The organism is Roseateles chitinivorans (assembly GCF_050632145.1).
Classification (GTDB): Bacteria; Pseudomonadota; Gammaproteobacteria; order Burkholderiales; family Burkholderiaceae_C; genus Roseateles; species Roseateles chitinivorans_B.
On record NZ_CP192577.1, the window covers coordinates 2,420,008 to 2,442,334 of the forward strand.

The window sequence follows — 22,327 nt, forward strand, 5'->3', positions numbered from 1 at the left end:
CGCATGGCCACCCACGAGGCCCGCGGCGCCATCAGCGCCAGCACCATCCAGCGGCTCTACCGCGCCTTCATGGGCGCGCGCGCCGCGCTCGGCCTCGCCCTGCTGGCCACGCAGTCGCTGGCCGGCCTGATGGGCGCGCGGCCGACCGGATGGGTCGCGCTCCTGGCGCTCGTCTACGGCGTGCAGACGGTCCTGGCATGGCTGCTGCCGCGCTGGTTCGGCGGCGGCGAGGCGCCGTCCAAGGACCGGACCGGCCTCAGCGCGCGCCAGTTCCTGGTCAGCATCGGCGCCGACCTGCTCCTGTTCACCGGGCTGCAGCTGCAGGAGCCGGGCGGTCCCTACGGCGCGCTCTTCTTCATGCCCGCCCTGATGGCCGGGGCGCTGATGCCACGCCTGCGGGCGCTGGGCTGCGCCGCGCTGCCGAGCCTGGTGCTGCTGGCGCTGTCCGGCTGGGCCGTGCTGAGCGAGCGCGACGGCGCGTTGCGCATCAGCCAGGCGGGCCTGCTGGGCTGCGGGCTGTTCGTCGTCACGCTGCTGTCCAACGAGATCGCCTCCCGCCTCGCGCGCGAGGAGCGTGCCGCGCGCGGCAGTCTCGAGTACGCCCGCCAGCAGGCCGACCTGAACCGCCTGGTCATCGAGGAGATGGAGGAGGGCGTCCTCGTCGCGGACCGCCGCGGGCTGGTGCGCACCGCCAACCCGGCGGCGCGCGCGCTGCTGGCCGAGGGCGCCTCGTTGCGCTCGGGCGCGTTCCGGCTCGATGCGACGCCGGCCTGGAAACCGCTGCTGCGCGCGATCGAGAAGGCGTTCGGCGGCGAGCAGTGGCCCGAGCCCGGTCGCGATCTGCTGCTGGACTTCGGCCGCGGCAAGCAGCGCTCGTTGCGCGTGCGGATGCGCTTCACGCAGCGGCCGGTGGACGGCGACGACCTGTGCGTGCTCTTCATCGAGGACAACCGGATGCTGGAGGCGCGCAACCGGCAGGAGAAGCTCGCGGCGATGGGGCGCGTCTCGGCCGGCATCGCGCATGAGATCCGCAATCCGCTGACGGCGATCGCGCAGGCCAACGCGCTGATGGCCGAGGACCTCGCGGAGGACCCGCGCCTGGAGCCGCTGACGCGGATGGTGGCGTCCAACGTCGAGCGGCTCAAGCGTCTGGTCGACGACGTGATGGAGGTCGCGCCCGGCATCGCGCCCGTCTCGCTGACGCTGGCGGCCTCGCCGCTCGTGCGCGAGTACTGCGCCGACTGGGCCGTCACGCAGCGCCTGCCCGAGGGCGACGCCAGCCCGCTGCGCATCGAGATCTGGCGCGACGGGCTGCTCATCAGCTTCGAGCCGGAACATCTGCGCCGCGTGCTGATCAACCTGCTGGACAACGGCCTGCGACATGCGCGGCCCGGGCCGGGCTCGCTGCGCGTGCAGCTGGCGGAGTCGGACGAGTGGGTGCGCCTGTCGGTGTTCAGTCGGGCCGAAGCCATCCCTCAGGACGTCGAACGGCACCTGTTCGAACCCTTCTTCTCGACGCGCAGCCGCGGATCGGGTCTCGGCCTGTACATTTGCCGCGAGCTGTGCGAACGCTACGGTGGTCGCATCAGCTATCACCGCCATGCCGCCCCCTCGGGGGGCCGGCGGACGCCGAGGCCAACGAATTCCGCGTGCTGCTGCCGCGCGCGGCGACGCCGGCCGGCGTGCTGGCCTCGATCCCGTCCGCGGGACCCGACTCCTATTTCCCCGATACCGAACTCCATGAGCGCTGATCCCCGCCTGCTGGTCGTCGACGACGAGCCCGACCTGCGCACCCTGTACGAGATGACGCTGCTGCGCGAGGGCTTCACCCTGGACAGCGCCGGCACCGTCGAGGACGCGCTGGAGCTGCTGGGCGCCCGCCGCTACGACGCGGTCATCACCGACATGCGGCTGCCGGATGGCAGCGGGCTGGACATCCTGCGCTGGCTGGAGCAGCAGGGGCGCAGCGAGCGCGCCCTGGTGATCACCGCCTACGGCTCGGCGGAGAACGCCGTCGAGGCGCTCAAGGCCGGTGCCTACGACTACCTGACCAAGCCCGTCGATCTCCGCCAGTTCCGCATGGTGGTCGCGTCCGCGCTCGGGCGCGCGCCCAAGGCCGAAGGTACCGTGCCGAAGCCCTTCTCGTCGGCGCCGCCGGTGTCGGCGCCGGTGTCGGCGCCTGTGTCGGCGCCTGTGTCGTCGTCTTTCTCGTCGTCTGTTTCCCCGCCGCCGCCCGCGGGCCCGGGGGCGCAGCGGCTGGATCGTTCAATCGCCTGCCGGGCGCCACCGCCGCCGGGGCTGGCGGCGCGGCGGACGACGCGTTCGCGCCGACCGCGCCCGGCACCTTCGACGTGCTGCCGCCGGTGGATGCGCCCCGGCCCGGCACGCCGGAACGGCGCAAGGCACCGCGCGCCGCGCCGCCGTTGACCGGCTCCACCTCGGCGCTGGCGCGCCTGGTGGGCGACTCGGCGCCGATGCGCCAGGTGCGCGAGCTGATCGAGAAGGTGGCGCGCAGCATGGCGCCGGTGCTGATCAACGGCGAGTCCGGCACCGGCAAGGAGCTGGTCGCCCGCGCGATCCACGACGTCAGCGCGCGACGGCCGCAGCCGTTCATCGCGGTGAACTGCGGCGCGATCCCGGAGCAGCTGCTGGAGGCCGAGTTCTTCGGATATCGCAAGGGGGCCTTCACCGGCGCGAGCGAGGATCGCGAGGGCTTCTTCCAGGCGGCGCAGGGCGGCACGCTGTTCCTCGACGAGATCGGCGACCTGCCGATCGCGATGCAGTCCAAGCTGCTGCGGGCGCTGCAGGAGCGCTCGGTGCGTCCGGTGGGCGCGGTGGCCGAGATCCCGGTCAATGTCCGCCTGCTGAGCGCCACGCACAAGGACCTGACGGCGGAAGTCGCGGGCGGCCGCTTCCGGCAGGACTTGTATTACCGGCTCAACGTCATCCAGATCCGTGTCCCGCCGCTGCGGGAGCGCATGGAGGACCTGGCGCCCATCAGCGCGCGGATCCTGCTGCGCATCGCGGCGGACGCCGGCGTGGAGCCCGTGCCGGCGCTGACCTCGGCGGCCTTGGCGACGCTGTCGCGCTACAGCTTCCCGGGCAATGTGCGCGAACTCGAGAACCTGCTGCATCGGGCGCTGGCGCTGTCGAGCGGCGACGGCATCGACCTGGCCGATCTCGGTCTCCCCGACAGCGTGCTGGGCCTGGACGATGCGCCGGCCGACGCCGCCTTCAGCGGGAGCGCCCCCCGGCGTCTTCGGCGCTGCCTGCGGAAGCCGGCGGCGGTGCGCCGCTGCCCTCCGATCTCGCGGTCTATCTGGACGAGGTCGAGAAGCAGATCCTGCTGCGGGCGCTCGAACGTCACCGCAACAACCGCACCGCGGCCGGCGCGAGCCTGGGCCTGTCGCTGCGCCAGATGCGTTACCGCATGGCGCGCCTGTCGATCTCGATCGGCGGCGACGAGGCCTGATCGCCAATCGACTTCCCAAGGCCCGTGGGCAGCGAATGCCGGTGGGGCCGGAATGATGCATGGGGTCCCTGGAGGGGCGCCCCATGCATCGTGGAGTGCCCGCGCTGGGCCCCGCATGCGACCGCTGCAGGATCTCCCCCGTTCGCAAGCGGAAGCAGGGACAGGCCCCCCAGTTGGGCGGTCTCAAACGTGCGCCTTCCGACCTCGAATGCGCGCATTGCGACCATGCCCCCACCGCCGGTAGCGGCTACGGGAAGGTCCTGATCGGGACTTGTCCTACCCCCGGGGACACCCTGCGAAGTCGTCATCGGATTGCCATCGTCGCAAGCGCAGCAACCATGGGCGTTTGCAGCGCATTCAGGCCGCCAGCCCGCGTCAATGCTGAGGGTCCAAACAGGATGCGCGAATCCATCGGGGCTGTGCGGGGTCAGGTCTTCCGGCTAGCCCAGCGGGGGTGGGAGTCAAGCGGGGACGACGCTACCGCTAGTTCCTTGAAGGTCCCCCGACCACTAGATATAGTGTTTTGCATGCTATCCTGCTGACTTCGCAAACACGGCGATGAATGCTCCATCAGAAGTCTTGTCCGCGGCGCCGGCTCCCCAGCCGGAAGAGCGGAATCACCAAGCCACGGCGCATCAGCAGCATCGCGAACACCACCTGACCCCCTGACGTTTGGCCCTTCGGAAAAGCCGGGCCGGGCGCAGCTTTTTTGTTTTCAGACCAGAACGAGGAACCCATGCAGACAGTCGCCGCCACACCGACCGCTGAAACGGGCCTGGCGCAGGCTCCCCGCGAGTCCGCCGCCGCTTCGGCCAGCTTCCCGCAGCATCAGATCATCCGCCGCAACGGTGCGGTGGTGCATTTCGAGCCGAGCAAGGTGGCGGTGGCGATGATGAAGGCGTTCCTCGCGGTGCACGGCACCAGCGGCGCCGCCTCCGCGAGCGTGCGCGAGACCGTCGACGCGCTGACCGATTCCGTGACCCGCGGCCTGCTGCGTTCGCGCCCGGCCGGCGGTACCTTCCACATCGAGGACGTGCAGGACCACGTCGAACTGGCGCTGATGCGCGGCGGCCACCATGAAGTGGCGCGCGCCTACGTGCTGTACCGCGAGCGCCGCACGCAGGAGCGTGCCCGCCAGGGCGAGCAGCAGCAGGCGGCCGTGCTGGAGTCCGGCATCTCGGTGACCGAGAACGGCGTGCGTGTCCCGCTCGACCTGAACAAGCTGGCCGCGCTGATCGCGTCGAGCTGCGAGAACCTGGGTGCCGACGTCAAGCCGGACCCGATCCTGGCCGAGACCAAGCGCAACCTGTACGACGGCGTGCCGATCGACGAGGTCTACAAGGCCGCCATCCTGGCCGCCCGCACGCTGATCGAGAAGGATCCCGGCTACACGCGTGCCACGGCCCGTCTGCTGATGCACACGATCCGCCGCGAGATCCTGGGCGAGGACGCGACGCAGGCCGAGATGGCCACCAAGTACGCCGACTACTTCCCCGGCTTCATCAAGAAGGGCGTGCAGGCCGAGCTGCTCGACGAGCGGCTGCAGCAGTACGACCTGGCCAAGCTGGGCGCCGCGCTGAAGGCCGAACGTGACCTGCAGTTCGACTACCTGGGCCTGCAGACGCTGTTCGACCGCTACTTCCTGCACGTCGACGGCACCCGCATCGAACTGCCGCAGGCGTTCTTCATGCGCGTCGCGATGGGCCTGGCGCTGGGTGAGATCGACCGCGAAGCCCGCGCCATCGAGTTCTACGAAGTCCTGTCGACCTTCGACTTCATGAGCTCCACGCCGACGCTGTTCAACGCCGGCACGCGCCGCTCGCAGCTGTCGAGCTGCTACCTGACGACGGTGGCCGACGACCTGGACGGCATCTATGAAGCGCTGAAGGAAAACGCGCTGCTGTCGAAGTTCGCCGGCGGCCTGGGCAACGACTGGACCCCGGTCCGCGCGCTCGGTTCGCACATCAAGGGCACGAACGGCAAGTCGCAAGGCGTCGTCCCGTTCCTGAAGGTCGTCAACGACACGGCCGTCGCCGTGAACCAGGGCGGCAAGCGCAAGGGCGCCGTCTGCGCGTACCTGGAGACCTGGCATCTGGACATCGAGGAATTCCTCGAGCTGCGCAAGAACACCGGCGACGACCGCCGCCGCACGCACGACATGAACACGGCGAACTGGATTCCCGACCTGTTCATGAAGCGCGTCATCGAAGGCGGCGACTGGACGCTGTTCAGCCCGTCCACCTGCCCGGACCTGCACGACCTGTTCGGCAAGGCCTTCCAGACCGCCTACGAGGCGTACGAGGCCAAGGTCGACCGCGGCGAGCTCAAGCTCTACAAGCGCATGCCGGCCCGCGACCTGTGGCGCAAGATGCTGACGATGCTGTTCGAGACCGGCCATCCCTGGATCACGTTCAAGGATGCCTGCAACGTCCGCAGCCCGCAGCAGCACGTGGGCGTGGTGCACTCGTCCAACCTGTGCACCGAGATCACGCTGAACACCAACGACAACGAGATCGCGGTCTGCAACCTCGGCTCGGTCAACCTGTCGCAGCACGTCAAGGACGGCCAGATCGACCAGGAGAAGCTGAAGAAGACGGTGTCGACGGCGATGCGCATGCTCGACAACGTCATCGACATCAACTACTACGCGGTCAAGAAGGCGCGCGACTCGAACCTGCGCCACCGTCCGGTGGGCCTGGGCATCATGGGCTTCCAGGACGCGCTGTACCAGCTGCGCGTGCCGTACGCCTCCGACGCCGCCGTCGAGTTCGCCGACCGTTCGATGGAAGCCGTCTGCTATCACGCCTACTGGGCGTCGACCGAGCTGGCCGCCGAGCGTGGCCGCTACAGCAGCTACCACGGTTCGCTGTGGGACCGCGGCATCCTGCCGATCGACTCGCTGGACCTGCTGGCCGAAGCCCGCGGCGGCTTCGTCGACGTGGACCGTTCGTCGACGCTGGACTGGGACGCGCTGCGCGCCAAGATCGCCCGCGACGGCATGCGCAACAGCAACTGCGTGGCGATCGCGCCGACCGCGACGATCTCCAACATCATCGGCGTCGACGCATCGATCGAGCCCTGCTTCGGCAACCTGTCGGTGAAGTCCAACCTGTCGGGCGAGTTCACCGTGGTGAACGAGCACCTGGTCCGCGACCTCAAGAAGCTGGGCCTGTGGGACGACGTGATGGTCATGGACCTCAAGCACTTCGACGGCTCGCTGCGCCGCATCGACCGCGTGCCTGAGGAACTGAAGCAGCTCTACGCGACCGCGTTCGAAGTCGACACCGTGTGGCTGGTGGAAGCCGCCGCGCGCCGTCAGAAGTGGATCGACCAGGCGCAGAGCCTGAACATCTACATGGCCGGCGCGTCGGGCAAGCGTCTGGACGACACCTACAAGCTGGCGTGGCAGCGCGGTCTGAAGACCACCTACTACCTCCGCACGATGGGTGCGACGCACGCCGAGAAGAGCACCGTGCAGAACGCCGGTCAGCTCAACTCGGTGAGCAGCGGCGCGGGTGGTTTGAGCGCGGCGCCGGTGGCGGCCGCACCGATTTCCGTCGCTCCGATCGCGACGATCGCTGCATCGACGGCGCCTGATCTGGGCAGCGCGACGCCGGCCACCGACGTCACGTTCTGCGCGATCGACGATCCGGGTTGCGAGGCCTGCCAGTAAGTCGAAACAGGAGGTGTCGACGCCGTGCGCCGACACCTCCGACGCTCGCGATGCGAGTGTTCATCGATGTTTGCGGCGATCGGCGGTTTTCTCCGCGACGTCCGCCGGCGATCGATGAATGCTTGAAACGACGCCCCGCCGCGCTCATCGAGAGGCGCGCAGCACACGGTCCCACGCGGCAAATGCGATGCGGACCAGCAACAGCGAAGCGGCGTCAAAGTCAAGAAGTCCTTTGTGTTTGAACACAACACTCCGATAATCCGCGACCATAGGAAGACCACCATGCTGGTTTGGGAAGAAGACCGTAAATCCTCGAGCAACGCGCCGCAGTCGGGCGCATCGATCAACGCAGCGACGCCCGCCGTCGCGCGTGATGCCGCCACCGTCGCGGCTGGCTCGGTGTCCTCTTCTGCGTCGTCTACCGCCGATGCCAGCGAGCGCCGTGTGAACGTCGCCGACAAGCGCATCATCAACGGCCAGACCGACGTCAACCAGCTGGTGCCGTTCAAGTACAAGTGGGCGTGGGAGAAGTACCTCGCCACCTGCGCGAACCACTGGATGCCGCAGGAAGTGAACATGTCGCGCGACATCGCGTTGTGGAAGGACCCGAACGGTCTGACCGACGACGAGCGCCGCCTGATCAAGCGCAACCTCGGCTTCTTCGTCACCGCCGATTCGCTGGCCGCCAACAACATCGTGCTGGGCACCTACCGCCACATCACGGCGCCCGAGGCCCGCCAGTTCCTGCTGCGCCAGGCCTTCGAGGAAGCGATCCACACGCACGCCTACCAGTACATCGTCGAGTCGCTGGGCCTGGACGAGAGCGAGATCTTCAACGCCTATCACGAGGTGAAGTCGATCCGCGACAAGGACGAATTCCTGATCCCGTTCATCGACGCGATCATGGATCCGAACTTCGTCACCGGCACGCCCGAGAACGACCAGACGCTGCTGAAGTCGCTGATCGTCTTCGCCTGCCTGATGGAAGGCCTGTTCTTCTACGTCGGCTTCACGCAGATCCTGGCGCTGGGTCGCCAGAACAAGATGACCGGCGCGGCCGAGCAGTACCAGTACATCCTGCGCGACGAGTCGATGCACTGCAACTTCGGCATCGACCTGATCAACCAGATCAAGCTCGAGAACCCGCACCTGTGGACGCCTGAATTCCGCGCGGAGATCAAGGCGCTGTTCCAGAAGGCCGTGGAGCTCGAGTACCGCTACGCCGAGGACACCATGCCGCGCGGCGTGCTGGGTCTGAACGCGGCCATGTTCAAGGGCTACCTGCGCTACATCGCGAACCGCCGTGCGACGCAGATCGGCCTGGAACCGCTCTTCCCGAACGAAGAGAACCCGTTCCCGTGGATGAGCGAAATGATCGACCTGAAGAAGGAACGCAACTTCTTCGAGACGAGAGTGATCGAATACCAATCGGGCGGCGCGCTGTCCTGGGACTGAGTCCCGGTGCGGAGCGACCCCCGAGCATTGTTTGTTGAAGAAGAGATCAAGATTGGCGATGCCCCCTGAGACCGACGCAGAAGCGGCTCAGACGCATCGCACCCCGATTCACCGCACCGCGGAGCGCAACTCCCGCGCGTCGTGGGCGGTGAATACCTGCACCGGCATCAACCGGTTGATGACGGGCAGGGCTATTTCCACTTGATCAAGGAGAACTGAAATGGCAACTGCGAAGAAGGCCGCTCCGGCCAAGAAGGCGGCTCCGGCCGCGAAGAAGGCTGCTGCGAAGAAGGCTCCGGCCGCGAAGAAGGCAGCTCCGGCGAAGAAGGCTCCGGCCGCCAAGAAGGCCGCTCCGGCCAAGAAGGCTGCTGCGCCGGCGAAGAAGGTCGCTGCGAAGAAGGCGGCTCCGGCGAAGAAGGCCGCTCCGGCGAAGAAGGCTGCTGCTGCGAAGAAGGCAGCGCCGGCGAAGAAGGTGGCAGTGAAGAAGGCGGCTCCGGCGAAGAAGGTCGCTGCCGCCAAGAAGGCTGCACCGGCCAAGAAGGTCTCGGCCGCCAAGAAGCCCCCGATCAAGGCCAAGGCTGCGAAGCCCGCCGCGAAGAAGGCTGCTGCTCCGGCGAAGAAGGCCGCTGCCCCCAAGAAGGCTGCTGCTCCGAAGAAGGCCGCTGCCCCCAAGGCCGCTGCTGCCAAGCCCGCTGCGAAGCCGGCCGCCAAGAAGGCTGCTGCTCCGAAGAAGGCCGCCGCCAAGCCTGCCGCTGCCCCTGCCGCGAAGCCTGCCGCTGCGCCCGCTCCTGCCGCGAAGACCGCGCTGAGCCCGCAAGCCGCGTGGCCCTTCCCGACGGGCAACAAGCCCTGAGCTTGAACGATGACCGGGCCTTCGGGTCCGGTCCTCTCGAAACCCGGCGCAAGCCGGGTTTTTCTTTGGGGCGCCGCAGGGGCGGACCCGCAAAGACGAAGGGCGCCGAGGGCGCCCTTTGACGTTGAGTACGCGTGTGCTGGCGCTGGCGACGCTCAGGGATAGAACAGCTCGACCGAGTAGCCGCTGATCTTCTGCGCGCCGCTGTCGAAGACCACCTGCAGCTGCTGATCGGCGCCTGCGGGCAGCGCCGTGCGGCCGGCCTGCATCTCCGCCGGCGACAGCATGCGGCGCACGACGAGCACCCCGCTCGCGTCGGTCAGGCTCAGGTCCACCCACGGCTGCGCGACTTCCCAGTTGCTGCGGTTGCGCAGGCTGATGCTGAAGCGGTAGTGGTTGGCGGCGCCGGCCGGGTTGAGGCTGCTGCTCTCGACGCTGAGCGCCTCGATGTGCTGCCAGGGCTTGATCTCCTGGCCCATCGCCTGGGCGATGGAGACCAGCGCCGGCTTCGCCTCCGGATACTGTGCAGCGATCGCTTCGCGCGCATGCCAGAGCAACTGGGCCATCAGTCCCAGCGCCAGCACCGTGGTCAGGCTGCCCAGTGCCAGACGCACGCCCGGACGACCCCAGCGGCGCGCCGCTTCGGCCTGGCGCATGAAGCTCGGCAGATGTTCCGGCATGACGCTCGGCGAGCCTTGCGCCGAGGCCGCATCCGCCATCGCCGCGCGCGCGGCCATCAACTCGGACTCGGCGGCGAGCACCGTCATCGTCGTTTCGGGACTCTCCGTGGTGGCGCGTTCGCGCTTGCGTCTGAACAGCGACCACGGGCGGCGCGGCTTGGCCGGCTTCTTCACCGGCTTCCTGGTGGCGTCCTTGTCGGCCTTCCTGGCCTCGCGCTTGGCCGCCTTGGCGGCGCGTTTGGCGTCGGCGATCGTCTCCTCGTCCGCCGGCATCATCGACGAGCTCGGCTCGAGCGACGGTTCCACGCCCGTCGACAACTCGTTCGCGCGCAGCTGCGCCGCCGTCGCGGGACTCAGGGCCAGCGTCACGTCAGGGCGATCGTCCTCGTCGATCATCGGCGGCGGCAGCTCGTCCTCTTCGAAGCGCATGCCCTTGGGTTCGGGCAGATGCTCGCGAGGATCCGGTGCGGCCGGTGCTTCGAGGAAGGGCTCGCGGCGCTCCTCGAACGAGGGCTCGTCATGACGCGATGCCGAGGCATTGAAGCGCGCGTCGACGATGTCGTCCGTCGGCTCGTGATCGGGCACGCGACGCGGCGGGGCGAAGGGATTCAGCGATTCATCGTCGGCCGCCATCCAGCCGCTGTCGCGCGGAGCCTGGTGGTGATGCGGCGGCGGTTCCGGCGCAAAGACCGGCGTCGGCGCAAAGACCGGCGTCGGCGTGAAGACCGGGGCCGGGGAGGGTGGCAAGGGCGCGGGCCGGCTCGGGGCGAAGTCGCTCGGATGCGGCGCGTAGGACGGCGTCGGTGCGGCGGCCGGCGTGGGGGCCGGCGGCGGCGGACGGCGTTCGGTGGTCGCGGGCTCGGTCGGTGCGCTCAGCGGCGGCCAGGGCGGTGGGCTGTCGCGCTCGAGGTCGAACAGCTGCTCGCGTGCGTCGAAGACCTCGGCGCAACGGCCGCAGCGGACCCAGCCTTCGGAGACGCGCAGCTGATCCTGCACCACCCGGAAGATGGTGCCGCAGGTCGTGCAGCGGGTCGCGAGATTCATGGACGCGATGATGCCACGAAGCAGGGTCAGTCCTTGCCGCGAACACCCCCAGGTTGACACTCGGTCACCGGGTGGGCGAAGGCGGAGAACCGTCTGTTCATCGGGGCTGGCGGTCGGTCGGGCGTCGGCGTGGCGGCGGTCGGGCGTGCGGTGCGGCGCAAGGTCAGGCCGCGCGTCGCGCGGTCATGAGGATCCAGCCGTCCTCGCTGTCCGCGACCTCGAGCTGGACGTGCGGCGCGTACGCCGCCTTCAGCTCGTCCGCCTGGCGCTCGAGGATGCCGGCCAGCACCAGGTGCGCGCCGGGGCGCAGATGGTTGCACAGCAGCGGTGCCAGCAGCTTCAGCGGCGTTGCCAGGATGTTTGCCAGCACGACCGGGTACTCGCCGCGGGCGGCATCCGGCAGGGCGGCGTTCAGCGTCACGCCGTTGTCCTTGGCGTTCTGCGTCGAGGCGATGAGCGCGGCCGGGTCGATGTCGACCGCGTCGATCGCCTTCGCGCCGAACAGGCCCGCGGCGATCGCGAGGATGCCCGAGCCGCAGCCGTAGTCGAGCACGCGGTCCCAGCCGGCCGCCTCGGCGCCGTGGCCCGCGATCCAGCGCAGGCACATGCGCGTCGTCGGATGCGTGCCGGTGCCGAAGGCCAGGCCCGGGTCGAGCCGCATGATCTGCTTCGCCTGTGCGGGCGCCTCGTGCCAGGACGGCACGATCCAGAACTCCGGCGTGATCTCGACCGGCGCGAATTGCGATTGCGTCAGCCGCACCCAGTCCTGCTGCGCGATCGTCTGGATAGCCTGGACGTGCACGTCCTCGGCCCAGTCCTGTGCCAGCAGCAGCGTCGCGGCCTCGGTCGCCTCCTCTTCGGTGGCGAACAGCGCCTTGACCACCGAGCGGTCCCAGCCCGCGCGCGGCGCCGGCATGCCCGGTTCACCGAACAGCGCGCGCTCGGCGGGCGTGTCGGCATCGGCGTCCTCGACGGACACGGCCAGCGACTCCACCTCCATCAGCGCGTCGCTGACGGTCTCGACGTCCTCTTCGCGGCAGATGAGCACGAGCTCGTGCAGCAGGGGGTCGTTGGCGTGGTCTTCGCCGTGGTCTTCGCTCATAGCGGCTCCGGGACTTCGATGGACTTCGGAAATGGAGAAGCCCTCAAGACGGACTCGCGTCCATGCCTGAGGGCCTCGGTATTGTCGCTCAGCGATCGTGTCCGATCGCCGGCGAACCGTGCGGGGTCAGCGCTTGTGCGCGGCCATCCATTGCTCGAGGTAATGGATGTCGGTGCCGCCTTCGATGAACTTCGCATCGGCCATCAGCTCGCGGTGCAGCGGGATGTTGGTCTGGATGCCTTCGATCACCGTCTCCGACAGCGCGATCCGCATGCGGGCCAGCGCCTGCTCGCGGGTATCGCCGTGGACGATGATCTTGCCGATCATCGAGTCGTAGTTCGGCGGCACGAAGTAGTTGGTGTACGCATGCGAGTCCACGCGCACGCCGGGGCCGCCCGGCGGGTGCCACATCGTGATGCGGCCCGGCGACGGGATGAACTTGACCGGATCTTCCGCGTTGATGCGGCATTCAATCGAGTGGCCGCGCATCGTGATGTTGCGTTGCGTGAAGGGCAGCTTCTCGCCCGCGGCGATGCGGATCTGCATCTGCACGATGTCGATGCCGGTCACCAGCTCGGTCACCGGATGCTCCACCTGCACGCGGGTGTTCATCTCGATGAAGTAGAACTCGCCGTCCTCGTACAGGAACTCGAAGGTGCCGGCGCCGCGGTAGCCCATCTTCTTGCAGGCGGCCGCGCAGCGGTCGCCCACGCGCTCGATCAGGCGGCGCGGGATGCCCGGCGCCGGCGCTTCCTCGATGATCTTCTGGTGGCGGCGCTGCATCGAGCAGTCGCGTTCGCCCAGCCAGACGGCATTCTTCTGCCCGTCGGCCAGCACCTGGATCTCCACGTGACGCGGATGCTCCAGGAACTTCTCCATGTAGACCTGCGGATTGCCGAAGGCCGCGGCCGCTTCGGCCTTGGTCATCTGCACCGCGTTGACCAGGGCGGCCTCGGTATGGACGACGCGCATGCCGCGTCCGCCGCCGCCGCCGGCCGCCTTGATGATGACCGGGTAGCCGATCGCGCGGGCGATGCGGACGATCTCCTTCGGGTCGTCCGGCAGGGCGCCCTCGGAGCCGGGCACGCAGGGCACGCCGGCCTTGATCATGGCCTGCTTGGCCGAGACCTTGTCGCCCATCGTCCGGATGTTCTCCGGGGTCGGGCCGATGAAGGTGAAACCGCTGCGTTCGACGCGTTCGGCGAAGTCGGCGTTCTCCGACAGGAAGCCGTAGCCGGGGTGGATCGCCTCGGCGTCGGTGACCTCGGCCGTCGCGATGATGGCCGGCATCGACAGGTAGCTCTGCGCGGACGGGGCGGGGCCGATGCAGACGGCCTCGTCGGCCAGCTTCACGTACTTCGCGTCGCGGTCCGCTTCCGAATACACGACGACCGACTTCACGCCCAGCTCGCGACAGGCGCGCTGGATGCGAAGGGCGATCTCCCCGCGATTCGCGATGAGGATCTTCTTGAACATCTGGGGACCGCCTTACTCGATGACGATCAGCGACTGGCCGTATTCCACCGGCTGGCCGTTCTCGACCAGGATCTTGACGATCGTGCCGGACTTGTCGGCCTCGATCTCGTTCATGATCTTCATCGCCTCGATGATGCAGATGGCGTCGCCTTCCTTGACCTGCTGGCCGACCTCGGCGAAGGCCTTGGCATTGGGGCTGGACGCGCGGTAGAAGGTGCCGACCATCGGCGATTTGACGATGTGGCCGGTCTCGGCGGCCGGGGCCGGGGCGGCGGCGGGCGCCGCGGCGGCGGCGGCCGGCTGCGCGGCGACCGGCTGGGCCGCCACCTGGGGCGCGGCCTGCATCACTGGCATGGCAGCCACCAGGGGCTGGCCATCGGACTTGACGATGCGCACCTTGCCATCGGCCTCGGTGATTTCAAGTTCAGAGATGTTCGACTCGGACACGAGGTCGATCAGGGTCTTGAGCTTGCGCAAATCCATAAGAATTCTCCAACGGGGATCGGTGATCGGTAGTGATCTTCGGTGATGTCTTCCGGTCCGCGACGAGGATCGACGGACCGCGGCGCTCAGGTGGACGAGGCTGGCCGGCTCAACTGCTGAATCGCGAACTGCAGGGCCAGCCGGTAACCGGTCGGGCCCAGGCCGCAGATCACGCCCTCCGCGAGTGCCGACAGGTAGCTGTGGTGCCTGAACGATTCGCGCTTGTGGATATTGGACAGGTGCACCTCGACGAACGGCAGCGCCACCGCCGCCAGCGCATCGCGGATCGCAACGCTGGTGTGGGTGTAGGCCGCCGGATTGATCAGGATGAAGCGCGTTCCATCGCGACCCGCCGCCTGGATGCGGTCCACCAGCGCACCTTCGTGGTTGCTCTGGTAGCTCTCCAGGACTACGCCGGCATCCTGCGCGATCTTGCGAAGATCTGAATCGATCTCCGCCAAAGTGGTCGCGCCATACACCCCAGGCTCGCGGGTGCCGAGCAGATTGAGGTTGGGGCCGTGTAGTACCAGAACTTGCATTCAGCGACCGGTCCTGCCAATTAGAGCGAAGACACTAGAAGCGTAAAAGGGTGGACTTTACGCGTTTTGAGACCAGATCCCGGCAGCAACCCAAAAATAAATGGCTTGACCGGTCCTGGGGTGACCGCTATGACCAGTCACCACCCCTTCTAGGGGTTGACCCTGGGTCAGGCCTTGGTGGTGCGCACCATCGCGCGCAATTCCTCGAGATTCGTCGCCCCCAGTTTGCGCCAGATCGGTTCGCCTTGGGTACCGAAAGCGACGGTAAACGGCAGGCCGCCCTTGGCATTGCCCAAGGTCTTGGACAGGTCGGTCCCGGTGAAGCCGGCGAGGGCGACCGGGAACTTCAACGGGATCCGTTCCAGGAATCCGCGCACCGGCGTCGGGGCGTCGACGGCCAGGCCCAGCACCTGCCAGCCCTGCGCGCTGAACTCGTCGTGGAACTGGTTGATCTCGGGCAGCTCCTTGACGCAAGGGGCGCACCAGGTGGCCCAGAAGTTCAGCAGCAACGGCTTGCCACGCAGGTGGACGGCCGGTTGATAGGTCTTCTGGTCGAGCGTGTCGAAGCTGGCATTCCAGAAGGCCGCGGCCTCCGCGGACAACGGGCCTGCCGCTGCGCCGGCTGGTGCGGCCTGCCTTTCATGATGAAGTGCGAGATACGTGCCCGCGCCCGCCGCCACCAGTCCGGCGGCGCCCAATCCCAGAACAGCGCGTCGTTGCATTCAATCGTCCTTCGAATTCATCAGTTGGCGCAGCGCCGCCAGGTCGCCGCGTTCGGTCCGGCCACGGGCATCGGGCTTGAGTCCGCCGCGCAGATCGTCATGGTCCAGGATGGTCAGGGCGATCGCGACGCGTTCGTTCAGCGCGCGGCACGGCGCGTCGATGATCAACTGGTCCACGGTGGCGCCCTTCGCATTGCGCGACTGGCCGACGTCGAAGTCGATGCCCTGGTTCAGCAGGGCGATCTCCGTCGATTTGCTGTCATCGCAATACAGCTGCAGATGGATGGGGGACAGCCGCGTGGCCGTGCCGCGCCAGACGGCGCCGGTCAGGTGCGGCCGGAACTCGGCCAGCCGTTCCATCCACACGGCGGCGAGCTCACGCAGCGCCTGCAGTTCCGCGGGCTGGGTGTCGGCGCAGAAGATGTCCAGGTATTCGCGGACCTGATCCTCGAGCTCGTCGTTGTTCGGCAGCGCGGTGCGCGGCGGCAGCCCCAGCACCTTCAGCGCGCGGGACTTGGCGGGGCCGTATTCCAGGCCTTCCTCCACCACGAGCCGGGCGGCGGTGGCGGCGATCTCAATCGTCAGTTCGGATGTCATGGCGGTCTCCCGGCCCGGGTCGGGCGATCCGGAGGGCACACGGCGATGCGCCTGCGGAGGCGGTCAGGGTACCTCGACCGCGCCCATCCGGGCCTCGATGGTGCCAGCACGCCCGACCACATAGGGCGAACCTGGGCGTTTCTCGAACCGCTTCGGTGCCGGCAGCATCACCGCCAGCCTGGCGGCCTGGTTCGGACCGAGCCGGGAGGCGTCGACGCGGTAATAGTGACGCGCCGCCGCCTGGGCGCCGAACACGCCTTCGCCCCACTCGACGTTGTTCAGATAGATCTCCAGGATGCGCTGCTTGCTGAGCAGCGTCTCCAGCATCAAGGTCAGCACGAGTTCCTGGCCCTTGCGCGCCAGGTTGCGCTCGGAATTGAGGAAGAGGTTCTTGGCCAGCTGCTGCGAGATCGTCGAGCCGCCGATGACCTTCGGGACCGGCGGCGGTCTGGCCGGATTGGTCTTGGCGAGCCGCGCGGCGCGCTTGTCGGCCTGCTCCTGCGCGCGCTGGTTCTTGTCCCAGGCCTTTTCGAGCGCGTCCCAGTCGACGCCGCCGTGTTCGTTGAACCCGGCGTCCTCGCTGGCGATCACCGCGCGCTTGAGGTTGCGGCTGATCAGGGCGTCGTCGACCCATTGCTGGGACCAGGCGATGTAGTGCTTCTCGCGCAGCAGCCGCATGGCCTCGGAGCGCTGGAAGGTCGTCGACTGCGGCGACACGACGGCCATCAGCGCGATGCGCGCCGCAAAGAAGAGCTGCAGGCAGATGACGCTGATCAGCAGCATCCCGGCGAAGCGCCAGAACTGTTTCATGCCTCGGTTCCTCAGTGGGCCGCGAGTCGCTGGCGGAGGTCCGCGAGCACCGTCGCGCTGTCGGGGCGCACGCCGCGCCAGAACAGGAAGGCTTCTGCCGCCTGTTCGACCAGCATGCCCAGGCCGTCGCGTGCGGCGCCGCCCGGACCGGCCTGTTCGGAGGCCCAATCCAGGAATGGCGTCGCCGACGGGCCGTACATCATGTCGACGGCCAGGCCACCGCGTGCGAGGACCGGCGCGTCCGGATCGGGCAGCGGCAGGCCGGCCCCGCTGAGCGAGGCGCTGGTGCCGTTGATCAGGACGTCGTGCCGGCCGTCCGGTGCCGCGGCGTCGAGGGCGCCGGCGCTCAATCGGACGCCGTGCTCCGTCGCCCAGGCGCGATGGCTGTCGGCGAGCGCGAGGGCCTTGTCGGCGCTGCGGTTGACGATGCGGATCTCCGCCGGCCGCCCGGTGATCAGGCTGCCGAGCACGCCCGCCGACGCGCCGCCCGCGCCGATCAGCAGCACGCGCAGCCCGCGCAGCGGGCGGGCGGCGTTGCGCTCGATGTCGGCGAGCAGGCCCGCGCCGTCGGTGTTGTCGCCGAGCCAGCCGCCTGCCGAGGCGTCGTCGAAACGGAAGGTGTTGACCGCCCCGGCCAGCTGCGCGCGCGGCGTCCTGCGCGCCGCCAGGCGGAAGGCCTCGAACTTGAACGGCACGGTGATGTTGCAGCCGCGGCCGCCCGCGGCGACGAACGCGCGGATAGCCGCCTCGAACCCGTCCAACGGGCAGAGCAGCCGGTCGTAGACCAGCGACTGGCCGGTCTGTGCGGCGAAGGTGGCGTGGATCTCGGGCGAGCGGCTGTGCGCCACCGGATTGCCGGCGACCACGTAGCGGTCAAGGCCGGCGCCCTCATCGGCCGTCGGATCGGGAGTCGATGCGGTCGTATCAACGCTCATGACATGTCCATGGGAACAGGAGGACCGGCCCTGGAAGGGCTCAGGACGGTTGCGTGCTGAGGGTCGTTTCCACGCTCTCGTCGCGATTGAACCGGAAGCGGAAGGTCATCACGAGCACCTCCGCGCCGCGCCGCATCTCCGACGTGAACTGGCCGAACGGTCCGCTCGCCCGCACGATGGCGACGGCGCGGCGGTCCAGCACCGCGTTGCCCGAGCCCTGGACGATCTCCGTCTCCACGACACGTCCGCGATAGTCGACCTGGATGTTCATCGTGAGCTCGCCGTAGAGCTTGCGGCCCTGGTAGCTCGGGAAATCGCGCGTGCCGCGCGCCTCGATCCGGCGGCGCAGCTGGTCGTAATAGAGCGCATGCACCGTTTCACGCGTGGCGGGGCTGACGTAGCGCTTCTTCGGCCGGGCGTTCTCCGTGTTCACCCGCTTCTCGATCTCCGCCAGCGTCTGCACCAGCTGCCGCCGGTGCTCGGCGATCTGTCGGCCTTCGGCGGTGCTCTTCTCCCGTGCGGGATCCGGCGGCGGCAGCATCGCCAGTTGCCGGCGCAACACGGTCAGCAGCTGTTCCTGCGCCTGCTGCAGCTGCTGGATCTGGCTCTTCTGGAGTTCGATGCTGTCGCCGGTCTCCTCGAGCGGCGACGGTGCGAGCGGCGAGGTCGCCCGCACGTTGGCGGACAGCTCGCCGCCGCCGGCCAGGTTGGCCTGCGCGAGCGCCTGCGCCTTGGAGGGCGCTTCCTGGCCGCGCGCGTTGACGAGGATCACCTCGAGCGGTTCGTCCTGGAAGATCCGGTCGAACTGCTCCGGGGCGACCAGCTTCAACGTCCCCAGGCCCAGGTGCACCCCGGCCGAGACGATCAGCGCGTAGTGCAGAAGGCTGAGCTTGGGCATCTTGAACAAGGAAGGATCAGGAAGCGGCGGGGGCGGGGGCGACTGCCGCGCCTTCGCCGCTCTTGGGAGAGTCGGTGCCGTCGTCGTTGACGTCGATCGCCAGTGTCAGCACGCCGCTGGGCTCTTCGTCCTCGTCGGCCGCTTCTTCCGCATTCACCGGCGCGGCTTCGGCGTCGAGGCGCTCGACCAGGTTGGCGTGCAGGTCCAGCGTCAGTTCATCGATCCCGGTGATGCGGACCTTCACCTGGGCGTTGCGCGGCAGGTTTTCGCAGCCGAGCGCGCGGAACACCAGCGGCAGCGCGTCGGCGCGGACCAGGCCGTCCTTCAGCACGGCGGCGGTCAGTTCGGTGATGCCCTGCTGCTGCAGGTAACGCAGCGTCCAGTAGCGTTCGATGCCGGACTGGAAGCCGTTGTAGGCGCTGTAGGCGGCGTCGAAGCCCGAGATCACCGAGAACAGCTGTGCGTCCTTCGGCTTGAACGGCGCGGCCAGCGCGGCGGTCTTGCCGTGGCGGGCGCAGGCGATGATCTGCCACTGGTTCACGAGGTCGACATAGCGGCGCAGCGGCGAGGTCGCCCAGGTGTACTGCGCGACGCCCATGCCGGCATGCGGCGCGGGCTTGGTGCCCATGCGGACCTTGATGCCGGGGGCGAGGCTGGCCTGGCTGCGGTAGATGCCGGGCACGCCGCACTCGGCCAGGAAGCCGCCCCAGCTGGAGTTCGCCAGGATCATCGCCTCGGCCACGATCAGGTCCAGCGCGGTCCCGCGCTTGCGCGTGGAGATGCTGACCTGCTCGGTGCCGGCGGGCTCATGGCCGTCGTTGTCGAGGCGGAAGTTGTAGTCGGGCCGGTTGAAGGTCTCGGGCTTGCCGCGCACGACCTCGCGCTTGGCCTTGAGGTCCTTGGCGAGCCGGTAGGCGAAGGCCAGTTCCGCCGCGAAGTCGTAGTCGGCCGGCGCCGCGCCGGTCAGCGTCGCGTCGGTGATGACGTCGTCGAGCTTGTCGTGGCGCAGGTTGGCGGCGATGGGTACGCGGTCCAGCTTCGTCTCACGCGCGGTGATCTCCAGCGTCGCCTCGTCCATCGTCAGGTAGATGCTGACGGCGGGGCAGTCGCGGCCTTCGATCAGCGTGTAGGCCTGGACGACGTCGTCCGGCAGCATCGTCAGCTTCCAGCCCGGCATGTAGACGGTGGAGAAGCGTTCGCGGGCGACCTTGTCGACCGGCGAGTCCGGCTGGATGGCAAGACCTGGCGCGGCGATGTGCACGCCGAAGATCACCGTGCCGGTGCCCAGCCCCTGGACAGACAGGGCGTCGTCGATCTCGGTCGTGGCCGAATCGTCGATCGAGAAGGCGCGCACCGGGGCGAGCGGCAACGCGTCCTTGATCTCGGGCGCGGAGAGCGCGGGGAAGTTCGTACCCTTCGGGAAATGTTCGAAGAGGAAGCGTTTCCAGTGGAACTGGTAGGGGCTGGCGATCGCGCCGGCGTCCTTGAGCAGGTCCAGCGGCGCCTTGTGGCTGCGCTTGGCGGCCTCGACGACGGCCTTGTACTCCGGCCCGTTCTTGTCGGGGCGGAACAGGATCTTGTAGATCTGGTCGCCGATCGGCGCCGGGCACTGGCCTTCGGCCAGTTCGGCCGCCCACTGTTCGATCTGCGCGGCGATCTGTTTCTTGCGCTCGATGCCGAGCAAGGCCGCCTTGACGGTCTCGGCCGGCGCCTTCTTGAACACGCCCTTGCCCATCCGGCGGAAGTAATGCGGCGCGTCGAACAGGCGGAACAGCGCGCCCGCCTGCTGGGCGAGCGTGGACTTGGCGTCGAAGTAGTCGGCCGCCAGGTCGGCGAAACCGAACTCGCCTTCCGGCGCGAATTCCCAGGCGAGGTCGAGGTCGATCTCCTCGGCCAGGCGCTGCCCGTCCGCGATCAGTTCGGCCGGGGAGGGCTTGTCGAACTTCAGCAGGACATGGGCGGTCTTCACTTTGACGCGCTTTCCGGAGTCGAGCTCGATCTGCATCGAGGAATCGGCTTCGGAGAGGATGCGGCCGGCGAGGAATTTTCCGGCGTCTTCGAACAGGGCAAACATAGCGGCGGGATTGTCGCTGATCGTGGAGGGGGCGCCGGGTGGGTGCCGGGACCGGGCGTGTCAATTCGTTCGGAAGGTGTTGCGACGACGCCGACCGAGGCCCGTCGTCGCGATGTCAAGGGCATGTCAACGGTCGGTCACGCCGTTTTCGCATACTCCCGGCGAACTGTCCGCCCTTCATGCCGCCGCGCTTCCACACCCTCATTGCCGCCCAGTTCCTTTCCGCATTGGCCGACAACGCGCTCCTGATCGTCGGCATCGCGCTGCTGAGGGAGATGGGCCAGCCCGTCTGGTGGGCGCCGCTGCTGAAGCTGTGCTTCACGCTGGCCTACGTCGGGCTGGCGCCGGTGGTCGGGCTGATCGCGGACGCGTGGCCCAAGGTCGCGCTGATGACCTGCATGAATGGGTTGAAGGCGCTCGGCGTCGGGGCAATGGCGGCGGGACTGGATCCGCTGCTCTCGTTCGGGATCGTCGGGATCGCGGCCGCCTGTTACGCGCCGGCCAAATACGGACTGATCACCGAGATCGTTCCGCCGACGCGGCTGGTGGCGGCGAACGGCTGGATCGAGGTCTCGGTCGTGTGCTCCGTGCTGCTGGGCACGGTGCTGGGCGGGCTGCTGGTCAGCCCCTGGTGGATGGCGGCGATCGGGGGCTGGGCGTCGCTCGACCCCTGACTGCATCGCTGTGCGCGCTGCTGGGGGTCTACGCGCTGGCGGCGGCGTTGCAGCTCCGCGTGCCGGAAAGCGGCATCGTCTATCCGAAGCCGCCGCGCCGCATGCGCGAGATCCTGCGCGATTTCCGGATCTCGAATCAGGCCCTGTGGCGCGACCGGCTGGGCGGTCGTCTGTCGCTCTCGATGACGACCCTGTTCTGGGGCGCCGGGGCCACCCTGCAACTGGCGGTGCTGCAGTGGGCGCAGGATGTGCTGGGGCTGCGCCTCAACCAGGGCGCCTACCTGCAGGCGACCGTGGCGATCGGCGTCGTCGCGGGGGCAGGCCTTGCGGGTCGCTGGATCGCGCTGCATCACTCGTTGCGCGTGATGCCGCTCGGCCTGATGCTCGGCGCATTGATGCTCGCGACGCCGTGGGTGACCTCCCTCGGTTGGGCCCTGCCCGCGATGGTGATGGTCGGCGCCGTCGGCGGCGCCATGGTGGTGCCGATGAATGCACTGCTGCAGCATCGCGGCGTGCAGATCCTGAGCGCAGGCCGCTCGATCGCCGTGCAAGGATTCAACGAGAACCTGAGCATCCTGCTGATGCTGGGCGCCTACGCGCTGCTTCAGGCGCTCGGCGTCCCGCTGGTCTGGCTGATGAGCGGGCTCGGCGTGTTCGTCTTCACCGGCGTGCTGGTCCTCATGGTCCGGCAACGCGGACGTCGCGAAACACTGTCCGCCGATGTCGCGGGTGGCGGCATCGTCGGTTGAATCGACCGAGCCAGACGAAGAGCGCCCGGGGCCGTCGGCGTCGTCCGCCTCGGGGCGCCAACTCGCGCCGCTCACCTTCGGTTCGCTCTGC

At 68.5% G+C, this 22,327-nt stretch carries 17 protein-coding genes and 1 pseudogene; 7 read left to right on the forward strand and 11 right to left on the reverse strand.

The window, feature by feature from the left end:
• Positions 1 to 3 precede the first annotated feature (3 nt).
• The 5 genes and pseudogenes from ACQ86G_RS11085 to ACQ86G_RS11105 all read left to right on the forward strand — a co-directional run bounded on the left by ACQ86G_RS11085 (position 4) and on the right by ACQ86G_RS11105 (position 9,453).
• A complete protein-coding gene (locus ACQ86G_RS11085; RefSeq protein WP_431260602.1) occupies positions 4 to 2,427 on the forward strand; it encodes a response regulator in 2,424 nt (807 codons plus the stop codon).
• Positions 2,415 to 3,472, forward strand: a pseudogene (locus tag ACQ86G_RS11090) (sigma-54 interaction domain-containing protein); the annotation flags it as partial. The gene ACQ86G_RS11085 and the pseudogene ACQ86G_RS11090, both read left to right, overlap by 13 nt.
• Before the next feature lie 736 nt (positions 3,473 to 4,208).
• Positions 4,209 to 7,145, forward strand: a complete 2,937-nt coding sequence (locus tag ACQ86G_RS11095) for a ribonucleoside-diphosphate reductase subunit alpha (protein ID WP_431260603.1) — start codon at positions 4,209 to 4,211, stop codon at positions 7,143 to 7,145.
• 282 nt (positions 7,146 to 7,427) lie between these two features.
• On the forward strand, positions 7,428 to 8,600 hold the full coding sequence (locus ACQ86G_RS11100) for a ribonucleotide-diphosphate reductase subunit beta (protein WP_431260604.1): 1,173 nt from the start codon (positions 7,428 to 7,430) through the stop codon (positions 8,598 to 8,600).
• Positions 8,601 to 8,820: 220 nt separating this feature from the next.
• Complete coding sequence (locus ACQ86G_RS11105; RefSeq protein ID WP_431260605.1) at positions 8,821 to 9,453, forward strand: histone; 633 nt, start codon at positions 8,821 to 8,823, stop codon at positions 9,451 to 9,453.
• A 155-nt stretch (positions 9,454 to 9,608) separates the two neighbouring features.
• Here ACQ86G_RS11105 and ACQ86G_RS11110 read toward each other — a convergent pair whose 3' ends face one another.
• The 11 genes from ACQ86G_RS11110 to ACQ86G_RS11160 form a co-directional block, all read right to left on the reverse strand.
• Positions 9,609 to 11,177, reverse strand: coding sequence for a DUF3426 domain-containing protein (locus tag ACQ86G_RS11110; protein ID WP_431260606.1), 1,569 nt, complete (start codon positions 11,175 to 11,177; stop codon positions 9,609 to 9,611).
• 163 nt (positions 11,178 to 11,340) lie between these two features.
• Positions 11,341 to 12,237, reverse strand: coding sequence for a 50S ribosomal protein L11 methyltransferase (gene prmA / locus ACQ86G_RS11115; protein ID WP_431261380.1), 897 nt, complete (start codon positions 12,235 to 12,237; stop codon positions 11,341 to 11,343).
• Positions 12,238 to 12,405: 168 nt separating this feature from the next.
• Positions 12,406 to 13,755: an acetyl-CoA carboxylase biotin carboxylase subunit gene (accC, locus tag ACQ86G_RS11120; RefSeq protein WP_088406404.1), complete on the reverse strand. Its 1,350-nt coding sequence runs from the start codon at positions 13,753 to 13,755 to the stop codon at positions 12,406 to 12,408.
• Positions 13,756 to 13,767: 12 nt separating this feature from the next.
• Positions 13,768 to 14,238, reverse strand: coding sequence for an acetyl-CoA carboxylase biotin carboxyl carrier protein (accB, locus tag ACQ86G_RS11125; RefSeq protein WP_431260607.1), 471 nt, complete (start codon positions 14,236 to 14,238; stop codon positions 13,768 to 13,770).
• An 86-nt stretch (positions 14,239 to 14,324) separates the two neighbouring features.
• The gene (gene aroQ, locus ACQ86G_RS11130; protein ID WP_431260608.1) at positions 14,325 to 14,777 is read right to left on the reverse strand and encodes a type II 3-dehydroquinate dehydratase; all 453 of its coding nucleotides are present in this window, start codon (positions 14,775 to 14,777) and stop codon (positions 14,325 to 14,327) included.
• A gap of 167 nt (positions 14,778 to 14,944) precedes the next feature.
• A complete protein-coding gene (locus ACQ86G_RS11135) occupies positions 14,945 to 15,499 on the reverse strand; it encodes a TlpA family protein disulfide reductase (protein ID WP_431260609.1) in 555 nt (184 codons plus the stop codon).
• Entirely contained in the window at positions 15,500 to 16,096 is a 597-nt protein-coding gene (locus ACQ86G_RS11140; RefSeq protein WP_431260610.1) for a hypothetical protein, read from the reverse strand.
• Positions 16,097 to 16,159: 63 nt separating this feature from the next.
• Positions 16,160 to 16,906, reverse strand: a complete 747-nt coding sequence (locus tag ACQ86G_RS11145; RefSeq protein WP_431260611.1) for a transglycosylase domain-containing protein — start codon at positions 16,904 to 16,906, stop codon at positions 16,160 to 16,162.
• 11 nt (positions 16,907 to 16,917) lie between these two features.
• A complete protein-coding gene (gene aroE, locus ACQ86G_RS11150) occupies positions 16,918 to 17,841 on the reverse strand; it encodes a shikimate dehydrogenase (RefSeq protein WP_431260612.1) in 924 nt (307 codons plus the stop codon).
• 40 nt (positions 17,842 to 17,881) lie between these two features.
• Positions 17,882 to 18,739, reverse strand: a complete 858-nt coding sequence (locus ACQ86G_RS11155; protein WP_431261381.1) for an energy transducer TonB — start codon at positions 18,737 to 18,739, stop codon at positions 17,882 to 17,884.
• Between the two features lie 16 nt (positions 18,740 to 18,755).
• Positions 18,756 to 20,813 (reverse strand): ribonuclease catalytic domain-containing protein, encoded by a 2,058-nt coding sequence (locus ACQ86G_RS11160; RefSeq protein ID WP_431260613.1) that lies wholly within the window; start codon positions 20,811 to 20,813, stop codon positions 18,756 to 18,758.
• Positions 20,814 to 20,992: 179 nt separating this feature from the next.
• On the opposite strand from ACQ86G_RS11160, the gene ACQ86G_RS11165 reads away from it, so the two are divergent.
• Positions 20,993 to 21,487, forward strand: a complete 495-nt coding sequence (locus ACQ86G_RS11165) for an MFS transporter (RefSeq protein WP_431260614.1) — start codon at positions 20,993 to 20,995, stop codon at positions 21,485 to 21,487.
• The gene (locus ACQ86G_RS11170) at positions 21,445 to 22,236 is read left to right on the forward strand and encodes a hypothetical protein (RefSeq protein WP_431260615.1); all 792 of its coding nucleotides are present in this window, start codon (positions 21,445 to 21,447) and stop codon (positions 22,234 to 22,236) included. Before ACQ86G_RS11165 ends, ACQ86G_RS11170 begins: the two co-directional genes overlap by 43 nt.
• Positions 22,237 to 22,327: the final 91 nt, after the last annotated feature.